Raw genomic sequence first — 15,869 nt, 5'->3', positions numbered from 1 at the left:
TGGGAGGGTTTCGAGGCGGATTTCGAACCCGGGGCGACATCGCGATGTCTGTCCGAGAAAGGACGCGACGCGGTCAGTCCGAGGCGATCTCGATCGAGGAGAGAAGCGTTGAGCGGGCGGTCTTCAGATGCTCGGCGCAGGCATGGCGCGCCTGTTTGAGGTCGCCACTCTGAAGGGCAGCGATATAGGCCAGATGTTCCTCGACCGCGACGTGATTACGCTTTCGCTCGTCTTTCTTGCTCCACTGATAGTGATAGTGGAAAATGACCGACATCACGCCCTGGATATTGATGAAGAACCGGTTGGGGGCGACGCCGTGGACCAGCTTATGGAACCGGTGGTCGAGATCGGAGAAATCGCGGTAGCGCCAGCTGATTTCGGCCAGCATCTCCCGATGCTCCTGCTCGAGGAACGCAAGCGTGCGCCATGCGGCATGGTCGGGCGGTAGCGCCATGAAGCGCTCCACTGCTCGGATTTCCATGAATTCGCGCATGTCGAAAAGCTCGGCCACGAAGTCCACCGTCAAACCGAGGGCCTTCCAGCGTCCGCTGCTCTGCCGCTCCAGCAGGCCGAAATGGCTGAACGTGTTGAGGCATTCGCGAATGGCAGACGTGGAGACCCCAAACTGGCGGGCCAGATCGAGCGCATTGATGCTCTGGCCAGGACTGCAATCGGGCCCCACCATCCAGGTCATGAACTTGCGCTCGACGATCTCCGCGAGCGGCCCGAGATCAGTCCCTGCCTGATAGTCCTTGGCGCACGGCAGCCGCAGGAGCACTTTGGAGCGCCCGTCGAGCGCGACGATACCGCTCGTCGAAAGCTCCGCCAGCACGGCGCGCAGCGTCGTCCGACTGACGCCAAGTTCGGCCGCCAGGACCGGCTCGGACGCAAGCTTTGATCCCGGCGACTTGCGTGCGAGTACGTCAAGACATTGATTGAGCGTCCGTTTGTAAAGTGTGTTCGTCTTCATGCCGCCCCCCGACGCTTTGTCTTTTACAATGATTTTTTTATAAAAAAAACAGATTGCCCGTCCAAATAATGTCTTTTATAGAAAAAAAACAGACCAGCTGTGTGGAAGGAGGAGTTCATGCACGCGGACAATGGATGCGAAGCGCATCCTCACACCCTTTTCTGTTGCTGTCCTCTTCTGGGCACCGGCCGCCTCCCGGTGTTCGGCCTATGACGGGGCTCATCCTTCAATTCGGCACGAGCCGCTTCCTTCAGGCGCATGTGGATCTGTTCCTGCACGAGGCACGGGAAGCGGGTCAGGACGTGCCCTCGGTCGTCATCGTGCAGACCTCGGGCTCTGCCGAGCGGGCCGGTCGGCTTGCGGCCTTTTCCGATCCGGCGGGCTTTCCTGTCGTTCTTCGCGGCCTTGAAAACGGCATGCCCACCGAGCGTCGCGTGGCGGTCAAAAGCGTATCGCGCGGCCTTTCGACCGCTGGCGACTGGGCCGAAATCGTCGATCTCTTCGCTCACGAAGCCGATTTTGTGGTCTCCAACACCGGTGACTCAGGCTATGCGGTCACACCCGGCGAGGCGTCCACCGGCCTTTTTGCTGACACGCCGCTTGTCTCGTTTCCCGGCAAGCTCCTTCAGCTCCTCCATGCCCGCTGGCAGCGTGGCGGGCGTCCGCTGACGGTGCTGCCCTGCGAACTCGTCAACCGCAACGGACCGGCGCTAAGGGCCATTGTCCGCGACCTTGCGGCGACGGCCAGCGCCCCTGCGGATTTCCTGAGGTACCTCGACGAGGAGGTGCTTTTCGCCAACACGCTCGTCGATCGCATCGTCTCCGAGCCGCTGCAGCCAGCGGGCGCGGTGGCGGAGCCTTACGCGCTCTGGGCGATCGAGCGGGCGCCGGGCCTCAGCCTTCCCTGCACGCATCCGTCCATCGTGCTGACGGACGACCTCGAACCCTACGAGCGGCTCAAGCTGCATATTCTCAATCTCGGCCACAGCGTCCTTGCCGATATCTGGCAGCGCGACGGCCGGCCGGAGCATGAGACCGTTCGTGCCATCCTGGCAGAGCCTGCCGTCAGCACCCGCCTCGACGCGATCTATCGCGACGAGGTCCTGCCCGGTTTCTCCGCACGCGGGATGGAGGATGCGGCGCGCGCCTATGTCGCCACCACCATGGACCGCTTCCGCAATCCCTATCTCGACCACCGCATCGCCGACATCGCTGGCAATCACGCGCTGAAGGTCGAACGGCGTATCGCGGCCTTCCTCGATTGGGCCGGTACGCCAGCGCCGGTTCTTTCCTCGATCGTTTCCCGGCAGAAGGCGACGGCATGAGCTATACATTCGACTTTTCCGCCCTCCTGCCGTACTGGCCGGTGTTCCTGCAGGGGGTCTGGCTTACGCTGAAGCTTTCTGCGCTCGCAACAGTCCTGGGTTTCGTTGTCGGCACGCTCTGCGCCATCGCGCGGGCGGACGGTCCTTCCTGGCTGAAATTTCTGGCAGCGGTCTACGTCGAGACGATACGCAACACACCGCTGCTGGTGCAGATCTTCCTGGTCTATTTTGGTTTCGCCTCGATGGGCTTGAAGGTATCGGCGAACACGGCAGCCGTCGCAGCCCTTGTGGTCAATGTTGGTGCCTATACCTGCGAGATCGTCCGGGCGGGCCTCGAATCCATTCACAAGTCCCAGTTGGAAGCCGCCGAATGTCTTGGGCTGACGCGCACCCAGACCTATTGGCACGTCATCGTGCGTCCTGCGATCGAGCGTGTCTATCCGGCACTGACCAGCCAGTACGTACTGCTGATGCTCGCCTCGTCGATCACATCGCAAATTTCCGCCGAGGAACTGACGGCTGTGGCAAACCGCATCCAGTCGGACACGTTCCGCTCCTTCGAGACCTATATCGTCACGGGGGCTCTATACATCGCCTTGTCCTTCGTGGTGCGGGTAGCCTTCATCCTGTTCGGCCTCGTTATTTTCCCCCGTCGGCGCAAGCTGGGCACGGCCATCTGAGGAAGGAACAGGACATGTCGCTCACGCCCGTCCACATCGAATTCATCGCCGTTGGGGCGCTCTGGACCATCGGTCTTTCAGCAATCGGCTTCATCGGGGGTTCCGTCCTGGGCTTTTCCATGGCGCTCGCCCGGATTTCGCCAAGCCCGCTGCTGCGGCGACTTGCCAGCGGCTATATCCAGATCGTGCAGGGCACACCGCTGCTCGTCACGCTCTTCCTCTTCTATTTCGGCCTTGCCGTCATCGGCCTCGATAGCCTGCCGGCCATTGTCGCCGCCGGCCTTGGCCTTGTCATCTACTCGTCTGCCTTCCTTGCGGAAATCTGGCGCGGCTGCCTGGAATCCGTGCCGAAGACCCAATGGGAGGCGGCCGAATGCCTGGCGCTCAGCCGTTGGCAACGCATGACCCGGGTGATCCTCCCGCAGGCCATGCGCATCGCCACGGCGCCGACCGTCGGCTTCCTCGTGCAGATCGTCAAGAACACCTCGCTGGCCTCGGTTGTCGGCTTCGTCGAGCTCGCCCAGGCCGGCAAGCTTGTCAACAACACGATCTTTGAGCCTTTCACGGTGTTCATCGTCGTCGCCGCCTTCTACTTCGCCATCTGCTATCCGCTCTCGGCCTGGAGCCGCAGCCTTGAAAGGAAACTCAATGTCGGCCGTCGTTAGCCTCAGCAACGTGCACAAAAGCTTCGGGGCCGTGAAGGTCCTGAAGGGGGTCAGTTTCGATATCTGCGCCAGCGAAGTGATCGCGGTGATCGGTGCTTCGGGCTCAGGCAAATCGACTGCGCTACGCTGTATCAACGCACTCGAGACCATCGACAGCGGCGAGATCCTCGTTTGCGGCCACAAGGTCCACGACGCTGCACTCGACCGGCGGGCGCTGCGTCGCGATGTCGGCATCGTTTTTCAGAGCTATAACCTCTTCCCGCATCTGACGGTGGCACAAAACATCATGCTCGCGCCCTCCTGCGTGAAGAACATGGGCAAGGCTGAAGCGCGCGCGCTTGCCGAGCAGGTGCTGGCGAAGGTCGGCCTCCAGGAGAAGGCCGACAATTACCCCGAGCAACTTTCCGGCGGCCAGCAGCAGCGCGTCGCCATCGCCCGTTCGCTCGCCATGCAACCGAAGCTGATGCTCTTCGATGAGGTGACCTCGGCACTCGACCCGCAGCTCACCGGCGAGGTTCTTCGCGTCATGGAGGATCTCGCCCGCGCGGGCATGAGCATGATCCTCGTCACCCACGAAATGGCCTTCGCCCGCAAGGTGGCGAGCAAGGTGATCTTCATGCACCAGGGCAAGGTCTGGGAAACAGGCCCCGGCGCGATGCTGGATAATCCGCAGACGAAGGAACTAAGCGAGTTCCTGAGCAACGGCCTCTAATTCGATCGAAATGTCTCAAGGAGGAGATTAAATGATGAAACGCAGAACCCTGATGACCAGCGCCTTGGCGCTCGCTCTCTTTGGTGCCGTCCCGGCAATAGCCACCGCCGGCACGCTTGACGACATCAAGGCACGCGGCACGTTGCGCGCGGCCATCGACCTCGGCTCACCGCCCTTCGGCATGCAGGATGCCAACATGCAGCCGACGGGCTCCGAGGTGGAAAGCGCAAAGCTGCTCGCCGATCACCTCGGCGTGAAGCTCGAAATCATCGAGGTGACCAGCCCGAACCGCATTCCCTTCCTGCTCACAAACAAGGCCGACGTGGTCGTCGCTTCGCTCTCCATCAGCGAGGAACGCAAGAAGGTGATCGATTTCGCCGATCCGCACGGCGTCATCCAGGTCATCGCAGCCGCTCCGAAGGGTCTTGAGATCAAGGGTTTGGAAGAACTGGTGGGCAAGGATGTCGCGACAACCCGCGGTACGACCAACGACAAGGAAGCCACAAGCCAGGCGACGGGAGCCAACATCGTGCGTTATGACGACGACGCGACCCTCGTCACCGCACTCGTCTCCGACCAGAACAATATCATGATCTCCGCTCCGCAGATCATGAATGCCGTCAACGAGCGCCGGACGAACGACCCACTCGAGGTCAAGTTCGTGCTCAAGGTCAATCCCTACGCCGTTGGCCTACGCAAGGGCGACGATGCGCTGAAGGCGGCAGTCAACGACTGGGTCAAGACCGATCTCGCCAACGGAAAGCTGAACGAGATCTACAAGAAGTACAACAACGTCGACCTGCCGGCGGAAATGCCGAAACCGTAAGCGAATAGCGGGGCGGCCGACCCACGGTCGCCCATGCGCCTCCCTCGTCCGGTCGGGCTGCCGCCCGATGACGAGGCGGAAGGACCTTGTCGATATGCCCGGCGGCTCTGTGGCGCCGTCCAAACCTTCAGACAATCAGGATGAACTTCATGAAAGCGCTTCTCTGCGAAGAACCCGGCCGTCTTTCGCTTGTCTCCCGTCCGGCACCGGCACGCGGCGCTGGCGAGGTTCTCGTGCGCATCCGCCATGTCGGCATCTGCGGGACCGATTTTCACATCTTCGCCGGCAAGCACCCCTTTCTCGAATACCCGCGCGTCATGGGCCACGAACTTTCCGGTACGGTCGAGGAAGCCCCTGAGGGCAGCCGTCTCAAGACGGGCGAACACGTCTATATCGTGCCCTATCTCTCCTGCGGTACATGTCATGCCTGCCGGAAGGGGCTGACGAATGCCTGCCAGTCGATCCGCGTGCTGGGCGTGCACTGCGACGGCGGCATGGCCGAATATGTTTCGGTGCCCGAGGCCAACGTGGTGCCGACGGGCGGTATCGCGCTTGAAGATGCGGCGATGATCGAATTCCTGGCGATTGGCGCGCACGGCGTCAAGCGCGGCGCGATCAACGCCGCTGACCGCGTGCTCGTTACCGGATCCGGTCCGATCGGCATGTCGGCAATCATTTTCGCCAAGACGCGCGGAGCGCATGTGACTGTCATGGACACGCGCGCCGATCGGCTCGCCTTTGCCACAGACCGGCTCGGCGCTGACGCTGCAATGCTCGCCGATGCCTCCGCCGAGGCGGAAGCGAAGCGCCTGACCGGCGGCGACGGTTTCGATGTTGTGGTCGACGCGACCGGGAGTGCCGGCCCCATCGAGCGGGGTTTCGGCTTCCTTGCCCACGGTGCGCGCTATGTGCTGCTCTCCGTCGTACGGCAAGACATCACCTTCTCCGACCCGGAATTCCACAAGCGTGAGGCGACGCTTCTGGCCAGCCGCAATGCCCAGCCGGACGACTTTGCCGAGGTCGTGCGCCAGATCGAGGCCGGCAAGGTGCCGACCCGTGCTCTCAATACGCATCGGGGACGCCTGGAAGATGGCGCGGCGCTGCTGGTGGAATGGGCCCGTCCGGAGGCGGGCGTCATCAAAGCGATCCTGGACGTTTGAAAGCATCGACGAACTTCAAGCGAAAGCGCGGGTCCCCGACGGCTGTCGCCGAAGCATCGAATGCCTGCGACAGCAGCTGTCAGGCAACGACAAGATCATGGGCGCAACCGCATTGGACTGCGTCGCAGTTGTATCTGCGACCTGACAGGTGCAAGATACGCAATGAATAGCCGGAGATAGAAACCGGCCATGTGTTTCAACCCGTGAACAAGCAGCCGCGGTCCATGGAACTCATACTCGCCACCGGATTGATCGTCTTCAAGGTCGCGTTGCTGATTGCGATGCTGCTGCTGCTGCCTCTGCCTCTCACCTGGCTGGAACGCAAGATCGCCGGACACATGCAACAGCGGATGGGGCCGATGCGGGTTGGGTGGCATGGGCTGCTGCAGCCTATGGCGGACGGAATCAAGCTTCTGACCAAGGAGGACCACATTCCCGCCGAGGCCGATCGCTTGCTATTCAAAATGGCTCCCATCCTGGCGCTCGCTCCGCCCTTTGTCGTCTTCGTCGCGATCCCCTTCGGCGAATCCGTCTCGGTTCTCGGCAACGAGATTTCCCTCTATGTCTCCAACATGAATGTGGCGCTTCTCTTCGTCTTCGCGGTGCTCGGGATCGAGGTCTATGGCGTTATCTTCGGTGGCTGGGCCGCCAACAGCAAATACGCCGTCCTCGGCAGCCTCAGGACTTGCGCGCAGATGATCAGCTACGAGATCCCGATGGGGTTCGCGGTGATCGGCGTGGTCATGCTGGCGCAATCCATGAGCCTGTTGGAAATCGTGCGTGCGCAGGCCGATGTGTGGAACATCGTTTACCAGCCGATCGGTTTCTTCGTGTTTTTTGTCGCCGGCCTGGCCGAGGCCCAGCGCATTCCTTTCGACCTGGCGGAAGCGGAAGGCGATCTCGGTGCCGGGTTCCATACCGAATACAGCGGTATCCGCTTTGCGTTGTTCATGGTGAGCGAATATGCCATCGTCCTTTTGGTGTCGGTCCTCGCGGTGATCCTCTTCTTCGGCGGCTGGAACGGCGCGCTCATCCCCTTGCCACCGCTCCTGTGGTTCGCGCTCAAGGTCGCATTCTTCGTCTACATGTTCATCTGGTTCCGTTTCACCTTCCCACGCTACCGCTACGACCAGCTGATGGCGATCGGATGGAAAGTCTTGCTTCCTCTCTCGATGGCGAACATAATTATCACTGGTCTTGTCTTCCTTTAGGGTCCAGAGCGGGCTCGGTAGTGAGGCAGCGATGTCGCACGCGCAGGACAGAATTGGCGCATGGATCGGCTGGGCGTTCTTCGCCGACCTGGGGAAGGCTTTGGCTCTGACCTTCGGTTACATGTTTTCCAAACCGGTAACCATGCAGTACCCGGACAAGGAGAAATGGCTCCCCTATTCACGCTACCGTGGGCATCACTTCCTGAAGCGTGACGAAGAGGGTGAGATCAAGTGCGTGGCCTGCGAACTCTGCGCGCGCATTTGTCCATGCGACTGCATCGAAGTCGTCCCCTACGAGGATGAGAAGGGCAAGCGTCACCCGGCAAAATTCGAGATCGATACGGCACGGTGCCTCTTCTGCGGCCTGTGCGAGGATGCCTGCCCAGCCGACGCGATCGCGCTTGGCCAGGAATACGAATTCTCCAGCTTCTCTTCGCGCGAGCTGGTGATCGGGCGTGACGATCTGCTTGCCAAGCCGGGCAAGGCAGCGACTGGCGGCAGCGTGGTGGCTGCGCGCCTCAGTGTCGAACCGAAGGTCCTGGTCGAGACCGGCGGGCGGCAGGGGTACAATTGGTGGCGTAATATCCGACGAAGGTGAAAATGCGCCAGCCGTCAAGGCAAAGCGCGCAGAGAGGAGGCCCACATGCATGTGCGCCAGATCTTGAACAGCAAGTCTCCCGAGATCGTCTCGGTTACACCCAACCACACGATGGTGGAGGTCCTGAGGTTGTTTCGAGAAAACAACATCGGCTTCGTTATCGTCGCCCGTTACCCGGGGGAATGCCTGGGAAGCGTGTCGGAGCGGGACTGCTGCAATGCCGTCGCCAAATATGGCACCCAAGCACCCGCAATGCGTGTCAGCGAGATCATGAGCCACCATGTGGCGACCTGCTCCACAGACGATTTACTGCCTCTCGTGATGGCGATCATGACCGAGCGGCGTACGCGCCACGTTCTCGTCATGGAAGGCGACAACATCGCCGGCATCGTCAGCATCGGCGACGTGGTCAAGTACAGGCTCGAGGAAGCGATGCGCACGGAGCAGGATCTGCAGGATTACATCTGCGGGGTCAGCTATCATTGACAAGGCACGCCAGGGTCAGAGGGGCCACCGGTGCTGGCCTGGGCGTTGTCTTCGGGGTCAGGTGCGAGGACGACCGCGGCTGCGGTTCCATTGGCCACCCGCGCTTTTCGAACCTCCACCGGACACGGATATTCGCCCCGCTGCATCAGGCTGTTGAGGCGCAACGCGCTGTAGTTTTCAGGAACGAATACAAGGTTCTTTGGGAAGCGCCTGTTGACCTTGAGCTTTGCAGTCAGCTCGCCCTTTGCTGAGCGCACGACAAGCTGATCGCCATCGGAAAGGTCCAACTCCTCGGCATCCTGTGCGCCCATCTCGACATAGGGGTCATCTGCGACCGTATTCAGGATTTCCGATCGTTCGGAAAGATATCCATTGTGGAACAGGCAGTTGCCCGTGACCAGCATGAGACGGTCGGATGGAGCGGAAGCAGGCGCCGGGGCGAAGAACCCGCCAGCCGGTGGCGCAAGTCCCCCTTTGGTGAACGCTCCGTCTGCGCCAAGGCTGTCCCAGTTCAAGCCCTCGTAAGCAGGAACCAGCCTGGCAATCTCGTCGAAAATCTCGCGTTGAAGAGATGGTCGCAGTGAGTGGCCACGAAGTGCCGCGACGAAGTCGAAGATCGCCAGATTGCCGCGTGCCTCGCCGACGGGTTCATGGAACTTGCAGACTTTCTGGAGCCGGCCCTCATTGTTGGTGAAGGTCCCGGTCTCCTCGCCGTAACTCGCGGCCGGCAGCACCACCTCGGCCATGCCGACAGTCTCGGTGAGAAACGCATCCTGCACGATCAGGAGCTCGGCGGCACGAAGTGCCTGCTTCACGTAGGCACGGTCGGGATAGGACCCAAGCGGGTCGCTTCCGGCAATATAGAGCGCGCCCATCTGCCCCTTGTCGCAGAGGCCCAGCATCCCGTCGAAATCCGCGCCGGGCTCGGACGGGATCTCCGTGCCCCAGCTCCGTTCGAGTGTTGCGTGTGTCTGATCGTCAGCGACCGGGCGCAGCCCCGGCAGAGTTGCCGGCAGCACACCCATATCCCAGGCTCCAAGCTGGTTGGCGCGGTCGAAGAAAAACTGCATCGCCAGTCTTTTGCCAAGCAGGCGGACAAGCTGCATAAGGTTTGAGAGTTGCTGCAGTGTGTCACGTGCTGTCGACGACCTCAGGAGCTCGGCGCTGACAAGCAGTGTGACGCTCTGCGCGTCGAGTAATGCCCGCACCAGACGAGATGCCTCATCGCCAATGGCCGCCGGCGATCCGCCGAGGTTCGCGGGAACGGCGCCCAAAAGGTTCGGATCAGCCGCTGCCATGAGCCCAGCCACCACCCCAGCGAGACCTGGCCCCTCACCGCCCGGTGACACACGAACGACCGCCCTGGCATCGGCGTCCAGACGGGATGGCCGGGCCGAAAGCATGAACAATCCGGTCTGTCGCCGCCGCGCAGCGTCCCGCAGGAGGTATTCGGTGACCGGGTTTTCCTCGGTCGGGTTGCCACCGATGACAAGCACGCAATCGTTGCCGATCACGTCCGCCAGCGGCGCGCGGCTGTAGTGGCCGGTGACCAACGCAGCGAGCGGATCGTAGGGTGTCGACCAGCGCGAGGAGCAGTCCATGTTGTTGGTCCGAAAGACCGTGCGCATCATTTTCTGGAATTGATAAAGCGTCTCGTTGGGAAGGCGTGGCGAGGCAAGCCCGCCTGCGGCCTTTCCTTGCACCGCCGAAAGGCGCCGTTTCAGGTGGTCCCCGGCCTCTTCCCAGGAAACGGCGACAAGGGCGCCATCACGGCGGACCATCGGTCGCCTGATCCTCTCCGGGCTTGTGACGAAATCGAGGCCAAAGCGCCCGCGCACGCAGAGCGTTTCGCGGTTGACCCCCTGGTCCCATTTCGAGCGCACGCGCATGAACTCGCCCTTGCGCGTTCCAACTGTCAGCTGGCAGCCGGTACCGCAATGCGGGCAGATGGTGTCGGTCTCAGTCAGATCCCAAGGCCGCGCCTTGTAGCGATAGGGGAAGCTCATCAGCGCACCGACCGGGCAGACTTCGATGCAATTGCCGCATTGGTCGCAGCTCGCGAGACTGCCCTCAAACCCGGTTACCGCAGTATCCATGCCTTTCTCGACCGTGCCCAAGGCGACCGCGCCGACCACCTCCTCGCACATCCGCACGCACCGCTGGCACTGGATACAGCGATTGACATTCATGATGACGACGGGGCTCAGACGGATATCTTCGGAATGGAACACGCGTTTGGCATCGCGGAAACGGCTTTCGCGTGGCCCATAGGCCATCACCTGGTTCTGCAGTTCACACTCGCCGCCCTTGTCGCAGATGGGGCAGTCGAGGGGGTGATTGGCGAGCAGCATGTCGAGCATGGACGAACGTGTTTCGTCAATCAGCGGCGTGTTCGTTCGCACGACCATGCCGTCTGTGACCGCGGTGGCGCAGGACGGCTGCAGCTTGCGCTGTCCTTCGATTTCGATCAGGCACATCCGGCACGAGGCCAGCGGCGGCAGCCGCTTCATATAGCAGAAAGTCGGGATGTCGATACCCAGACGCTGAGCCGCCTGCAGCACCGTAGACCCGGCCTCCACCTCCAGTGTCTGGTCATTGATCGTGACGCGAACCATGGCTTCCTCGCGGTCTTCTCCCGATGCACCCTAGTGGTACGGGCACCTGTGCTCCTTGATATGGACGTCGAACTCGTCGCGGAAATGCTTGAGCGCAGCCCGCAGTCCCATCGCCGCGCCGTCACCCAGCGCGCAGAACGTATTTCCGAAAATCCCTTTGCACAGGGCGTCCAGCTGCTCCAGATCACCGGGCTCACCCTGGCCCGCCTCGACCCGGCGCAGTACTTTCACCGCCCAGTCCAGCCCTTCACGGCATGGGGTGCATTTGCCGCAGGATTCGTGATGGAAGAACTCGACGATCCGTGTGGCGACCTTGACCATGCAGGTCGCATCATCGATCACGATCACTCCGGCCGAGCCGAGCATCGAGCCGGCGGCAGCAAGCGAGTCAAAATCCATCCCCACATCAAGCCCGCTCTCCGGTATGACGGGCGCCGAGACCCCGCCCGGGATCACCGCCTTGATCCTGCGTCCCGGCAACGGGCCGCCGGCGTGGCTCTCGACGAGTTCCCGCAGCGGTATGCCCATCGGCAACTCATAGAGACCGGGTTTCAACACCTGTCCGCTGACGCAATAGAGCTTCGGGCCGGGGCTCTTGTCCGGTCCGATCTCCCGAAACCACCTCGAGCCACGCACCACGATATGCGGCACGCAGGCAAGCGTCTCGACATTGTTGATCACCGTGGGGCTGGCATATAGCCCCTCGACTGCCGGAAACGGCGGTTTCAGGCGAGGCTGGGCGCGTTTACCCTCGAGCGAGTCGAGCATCGCGGTCTCCTCGCCGCAAATATAGGCGCCAGCACCGCAATGGATATGCACGGTGAAATCAAAATCGGTGCCCAGGATTTTCCGCCCGAGGTAGCCTTTATCGTGGGCCTCGGCGATCGCCTGCTCCAGGCGACGGATCGCTGTCACATACTCTCCGCGAACATAGACATAAGCGGTCTTGGCGCCAATTGCGTATGCGCTCACCGCCAACCCCTCCACGAGCTGGTGTGGGTCGCGCTCCATGATGATGCGGTCCTTGAAGGTGCCGGGCTCGCCCTCGTCGGCGTTGCAGCAGAGATATTTCGGCTTGCCTGTTTGCTTCGGGACGAAGCTCCATTTCATCCCCGTCGGGAAACCGGCACCGCCGCGACCTCGCAGGTTTGCCTCCTTGACGAGGTCGATGACCTCGTCGGGTGTGTGCTCGCGCAGCGCCTTCCTCAGCGCCTGGTAGCCGCCGCCGGCTTCATAGGTCGACAACAAATGACCATCCTGGACATTCATGTTCTTGAGGAGAACCGGCTCGAACATGGCTTTACTCTCCCGGCGGCCGCGCCGAAGCGGGCTCAATGCCTGCCGCTCGCGACACTCCTGCCCGAAGACTGTCGAGCAGTTGATCCACCCGCGCGTCATCCAGCTTGCCATGGTAGTCGTCGCCAACCTGCATCACTGGTGCCATCTCGCAGGCCCCGAGGCATTCAACGGTCGAAAGCGTGAACAGCCCGTCCGGGGTCGTCTCTCCCTTCCTGATCTGCAGCACCGTTTCGAGATGTTTCAGCAGGTTCTCCGAGCCGCACAGCATGCAGGAAACATTGTCACAGAGCTGCAGGTGGAACAGGCCAATCGGTTCGGTATGGAAGAGCGTGTAAAAGGTCGCCAGCTCGTAAACCCAGATCCGCTCGACGCCGAGGATGTCGGCGACCTCCTCGAGCACGGGGCCCGGCAGATAACCATGTTCTTTCTGCGCGATCAGAAGCGCGGGCATGATCGCTGAGCGCTGGTTCGGATACCGCGCTGCCGCTGCTTCTATTTTTTCGCGCATGCTCATTGCATCCAGATCTCCAGCTACTTGTCTACCTCCGCCATCACCGGGTCGAGGCTACCCAGCACGGCTATCATGTCGGCCAGGTAGTGTGCGTTGGTCACCCCGAAGAGCCCCTGCAGATTGACGAAGGACGGGGCGCGGACTTTCATGCGGAACGGTCTCGGCGACCCATCGCTGATAATGTAGAAGCCCAATTCACCCTTTGGCGCCTCGATCGCCGAATAGACCTCGCCCTTGGGTACGTCAAAGCCGTAGGCCGACAGGTCGAAATGCTGGATCAGGGCCTCCATCGAACAATGCACGCGTTCCTTGTCCACGGGGAACGCGATCGTCGGCATGTCGATCTGGAATGGCCCGTCCGGCATCTGCTCGAGGCATTGTTCGATGATCGCGATGCTTTCGCGCATCTCGTCAACGCGGCACCGCCAGCGCGCATAGCAATCGCCCTCGTTGCGGGTGATGACGTTGAAGGCGAGCCTTTCATAAATCTCGTAGGGCTCGTCGCGGCGGATATCCCAGTCGACACCTGAGGCCCGCAGGTTCGGGCCACTCAGACCGAGATCGACCGCATCTTCGCCTGAGATCACGCCGATCCCCTTCGTGCGTTTGAGGAAGACCCTGTTATCTTCGAGCAATCGCTCATAGTCGCGGATCCGGTTCGGGAAGATGTCGCAGAACTCCCTGATCTTGGGCAGGAAGCCGTCGGGCAGATCCTCGCGCACTCCGCCAACCCTGCAAAAGGACGTGTGCATGCGCGCGCCGGTAATCATCTCCAACAAGTCCATGATCATTTCGCGCTCACGCATGACGTAGAGCAGCGCAGTCATTGCACCGAGGTCCATTGGCAGCGCACCCGTGATCAGGAGATGACCGGAAATCCTTGCCAGTTCGGCCATCATCACGCGGATATACTGAGCGCGGATCGGCGCTTCGATGCCGAGAAGCTTCTCCACCGCCAGCGCGAAGGCCAGGTTGTTCGACGGCGGACAGAGATAATCGAGCCGGTCCGTCAGCGGAAAAATCTGGGTGTAGGTGAAGCTCTCGGCGAGCTTTTCCGTGCCGCGATGGAGGTAGCCGATATGCGGATCCACGCGCTCGACATACTCGCCGTCCAGTTCGAGAACGAGCCGGAGCACCCCGTGCGTGCTGGGGTGCTGCGGGCCGAGATTGAGAAGCACTTCCTTGGTGTGGAGCGCTTCGCCTTGCGGCCTGCTGAGCTCGGTGACTTCGGTCATCTCAACCTCCCGGCGTAGAACGGCCTCCTTGTGGGATGTCCCTGGTGGCAATGTCCGGTTGCGTCGGCGGCGGACCTTCGGCACCGAAGGGATTCAGTTTGTCCTTGTAGCCCCTCAAGGGGAAATCCTTGCGCTGGGGAAAGCCCTCGAAGCCTTCCCACATGTAGATCCGGCGCAGATCGGGATGGCCCTCGAACTTGATGCCGTACATGTCCCAGGCTTCGCGCTCATGCCAATTGGCCGTCCGCCAGATGCCCGTCACCGACGGGACGCTTGGCGGATCACTAAGGCGGCACTTGATGCGCACGCGCCATTTGTTCTCCAGCGAATAGAGGTGGTACACGGCCTCATAGCGTGGCAGCTCGGGGTAATGATCGACGCCACAGATATCGGACAGGAAATTGAACTGCAGCGCCGCGTGCTGTTTCAGAAATCGGCAGAACTCAACGATCATTTCCGGTGGAACGGCAAAGGCATGAACGCCGTGCCTGGCGCCGAGGTCCTCGATTGCGGCGTTGAAATGTTCGATGACCAGAGCGGGATTGAAAGACGACTTGACGCTCATGAGGCTGCAATCCGATCGAGAGGCGTCCCGGCCAGCGCGCGGGATTTCTTGATCTTCTCCTGAAGCAGCAGGAAACCGTGCATCAGCGCCTCGGGCCGAGGCGGGCAGCCGGGGACATGCACGTCCACCGGCACGAAGGTTTCCGATCCCTGCACCACCGCATAGGTATTGTAGACCCCGCCCGAGATCGCGCAGGTGCCCATCGCGATCACCCAGCGCGGCTCCGGCATCTGGTCATAAAGCCGGCGCACGACGGGAGCGAATTTCCGGGTCACGGTACCGGCGATGATCATCACGTCGGATTGGCGCGGCGAAGGCCGGAACACCACGCCGAACCGGTCGAGGTCGTAACGCGCGCATCCTGCCGAGATCATCTCTATGGCGCAGCAGGCAATGCCGAAGGTCTCTGGCCACAGCGCCGAGCGTCGGCTCCAGCCGATGATGCTGTCGGCAGTCGTGAACAGCACGCTGTCGCGGATCGCATCGCCTACGCCTCCCATTCCAGCGCTCCCTTCAGCCAGGCGTAGGCGAAACCCACGATCAGCAGCAACATGAAGACGAACATCTCGACATAGCCGACCAGACCGATGTCCTTCAGGACGACGGCCCAGGGAAAGAGAAACATCGTCTCGACGTCGAAGACCACCAGCAGGATCGCCAGCATGAAGAACTGCACCCTGAACCGGCCGCCGGCGGCCTCGCCGGCCGGGTCCATGCCGCATTCATAGGCCACGTTCTTTGCAGGATAGGGATTGGATGGCCGCAGCAGTGACGAGACAAAAAGCGTTGCTCCCGTCACCAGAGCAACTCCGGCGACCATGACGAGGACTGGCAGGAATTCCATTGCAGTCATAGCCATATCGCATTGCTGCGGTCGCCCACCGAGGTTCTTTTCAGGCCGCCGCCGGCGCCAGTTCGGAACCGGAGGTGCGGTCGCAAAGGGAGCGACTTTGGCAATCCTTTCTAGGATTGTCAGTGTATTCCGTCGGGTGGATCATTGCAAATTCAATA

General features: G+C 61.5%; 17 protein-coding genes. 9 read left to right on the top strand and 8 right to left on the bottom strand.

Annotated features, from left to right (window positions below; all coding sequences use genetic code 11):
- Nucleotides 1–73 precede the first annotated feature (73 nt).
- Entirely contained in the window at nucleotides 74–970 is an 897-nt protein-coding gene (locus AC1DE4_RS04215; RefSeq protein WP_477880136.1) for a GntR family transcriptional regulator, read from the bottom strand.
- 209 nt (nucleotides 971–1,179) lie between these two features.
- Between AC1DE4_RS04215 and AC1DE4_RS04210 the strand changes: the two genes are divergently transcribed.
- The 9 genes from AC1DE4_RS04210 (at nucleotide 1,180) to AC1DE4_RS04170 (ending at nucleotide 8,633) form a co-directional block, all read left to right on the top strand.
- Nucleotides 1,180–2,295: a mannitol dehydrogenase family protein gene (locus tag AC1DE4_RS04210; RefSeq protein WP_477880134.1), complete on the top strand. Its 1,116-nt coding sequence runs from the start codon at nucleotides 1,180–1,182 to the stop codon at nucleotides 2,293–2,295.
- Nucleotides 2,292–2,975, top strand: a complete 684-nt coding sequence (locus AC1DE4_RS04205) for an amino acid ABC transporter permease (RefSeq protein ID WP_477880132.1) — start codon at nucleotides 2,292–2,294, stop codon at nucleotides 2,973–2,975. Before AC1DE4_RS04210 ends, AC1DE4_RS04205 begins: the two co-directional genes overlap by 4 nt.
- A gap of 14 nt (nucleotides 2,976–2,989) precedes the next feature.
- Entirely contained in the window at nucleotides 2,990–3,640 is a 651-nt protein-coding gene (locus tag AC1DE4_RS04200) for an amino acid ABC transporter permease (RefSeq protein WP_169679892.1), read from the top strand.
- On the top strand, nucleotides 3,624–4,352 hold the full coding sequence (locus tag AC1DE4_RS04195) for an amino acid ABC transporter ATP-binding protein (protein ID WP_477880129.1): 729 nt from the start codon (nucleotides 3,624–3,626) through the stop codon (nucleotides 4,350–4,352). The genes AC1DE4_RS04200 and AC1DE4_RS04195 overlap by 17 nt, the downstream gene beginning before the upstream one ends.
- Nucleotides 4,353–4,383: 31 nt before the next feature.
- Nucleotides 4,384–5,178: a transporter substrate-binding domain-containing protein gene (locus AC1DE4_RS04190; RefSeq protein WP_477880127.1), complete on the top strand. Its 795-nt coding sequence runs from the start codon at nucleotides 4,384–4,386 to the stop codon at nucleotides 5,176–5,178.
- A gap of 149 nt (nucleotides 5,179–5,327) precedes the next feature.
- Complete coding sequence (locus AC1DE4_RS04185; protein WP_477880125.1) at nucleotides 5,328–6,338, top strand: zinc-binding alcohol dehydrogenase family protein; 1,011 nt, start codon at nucleotides 5,328–5,330, stop codon at nucleotides 6,336–6,338.
- 224 nt (nucleotides 6,339–6,562) lie between these two features.
- The gene (nuoH, locus tag AC1DE4_RS04180) at nucleotides 6,563–7,549 is read left to right on the top strand and encodes an NADH-quinone oxidoreductase subunit NuoH (RefSeq protein WP_026371558.1); all 987 of its coding nucleotides are present in this window, start codon (nucleotides 6,563–6,565) and stop codon (nucleotides 7,547–7,549) included.
- 31 nt (nucleotides 7,550–7,580) lie between these two features.
- Nucleotides 7,581–8,147 carry an NADH-quinone oxidoreductase subunit I gene (locus tag AC1DE4_RS04175; protein WP_477880123.1) on the top strand — a complete coding sequence of 189 codons (567 nt, stop codon included), beginning with the start codon at nucleotides 7,581–7,583 and terminating at the stop codon, nucleotides 8,145–8,147.
- A gap of 45 nt (nucleotides 8,148–8,192) precedes the next feature.
- Nucleotides 8,193–8,633, top strand: coding sequence for a CBS domain-containing protein (locus AC1DE4_RS04170; protein WP_477880121.1), 441 nt, complete (start codon nucleotides 8,193–8,195; stop codon nucleotides 8,631–8,633).
- On the opposite strand, the gene nuoG is transcribed toward AC1DE4_RS04170, so the two are convergent.
- The 7 genes from nuoG to AC1DE4_RS04135 are packed head-to-tail and all read right to left on the bottom strand — an operon-like array spanning nucleotide 8,627 to nucleotide 15,711.
- Nucleotides 8,627–11,248 (bottom strand): NADH-quinone oxidoreductase subunit NuoG, encoded by a 2,622-nt coding sequence (nuoG, locus tag AC1DE4_RS04165; protein WP_477880119.1) that lies wholly within the window; start codon nucleotides 11,246–11,248, stop codon nucleotides 8,627–8,629. The genes AC1DE4_RS04170 and nuoG overlap by 7 nt on opposite strands.
- A gap of 30 nt (nucleotides 11,249–11,278) precedes the next feature.
- Nucleotides 11,279–12,544, bottom strand: coding sequence for an NADH-quinone oxidoreductase subunit NuoF (gene nuoF / locus AC1DE4_RS04160; RefSeq protein ID WP_477880118.1), 1,266 nt, complete (start codon nucleotides 12,542–12,544; stop codon nucleotides 11,279–11,281).
- A 4-nt stretch (nucleotides 12,545–12,548) separates the two neighbouring features.
- The gene (nuoE, locus tag AC1DE4_RS04155; protein ID WP_477880116.1) at nucleotides 12,549–13,061 is read right to left on the bottom strand and encodes an NADH-quinone oxidoreductase subunit NuoE; all 513 of its coding nucleotides are present in this window, start codon (nucleotides 13,059–13,061) and stop codon (nucleotides 12,549–12,551) included.
- Between the two features lie 17 nt (nucleotides 13,062–13,078).
- Nucleotides 13,079–14,293 (bottom strand): NADH dehydrogenase (quinone) subunit D, encoded by a 1,215-nt coding sequence (gene nuoD / locus AC1DE4_RS04150; RefSeq protein ID WP_113470817.1) that lies wholly within the window; start codon nucleotides 14,291–14,293, stop codon nucleotides 13,079–13,081.
- Nucleotide 14,294: 1 nt separating this feature from the next.
- Nucleotides 14,295–14,858, bottom strand: a complete 564-nt coding sequence (locus AC1DE4_RS04145; RefSeq protein ID WP_477880113.1) for an NADH-quinone oxidoreductase subunit C — start codon at nucleotides 14,856–14,858, stop codon at nucleotides 14,295–14,297.
- Nucleotides 14,855–15,358 carry a NuoB/complex I 20 kDa subunit family protein gene (locus tag AC1DE4_RS04140; RefSeq protein ID WP_025658428.1) on the bottom strand — a complete coding sequence of 168 codons (504 nt, stop codon included), beginning with the start codon at nucleotides 15,356–15,358 and terminating at the stop codon, nucleotides 14,855–14,857. The genes AC1DE4_RS04145 and AC1DE4_RS04140 overlap by 4 nt, the downstream gene beginning before the upstream one ends.
- Nucleotides 15,346–15,711, bottom strand: coding sequence for an NADH-quinone oxidoreductase subunit A (locus AC1DE4_RS04135; RefSeq protein ID WP_025658427.1), 366 nt, complete (start codon nucleotides 15,709–15,711; stop codon nucleotides 15,346–15,348). Before AC1DE4_RS04135 ends, AC1DE4_RS04140 begins: the two co-directional genes overlap by 13 nt.
- Nucleotides 15,712–15,869: the final 158 nt, after the last annotated feature.

Source organism: Rhizobium sp. 10N414 (assembly GCF_056394785.1).
The sequence above is the reverse complement of the archived record's forward strand: the minus strand, read 5'-3'. Positions and strand labels throughout refer to the sequence as shown.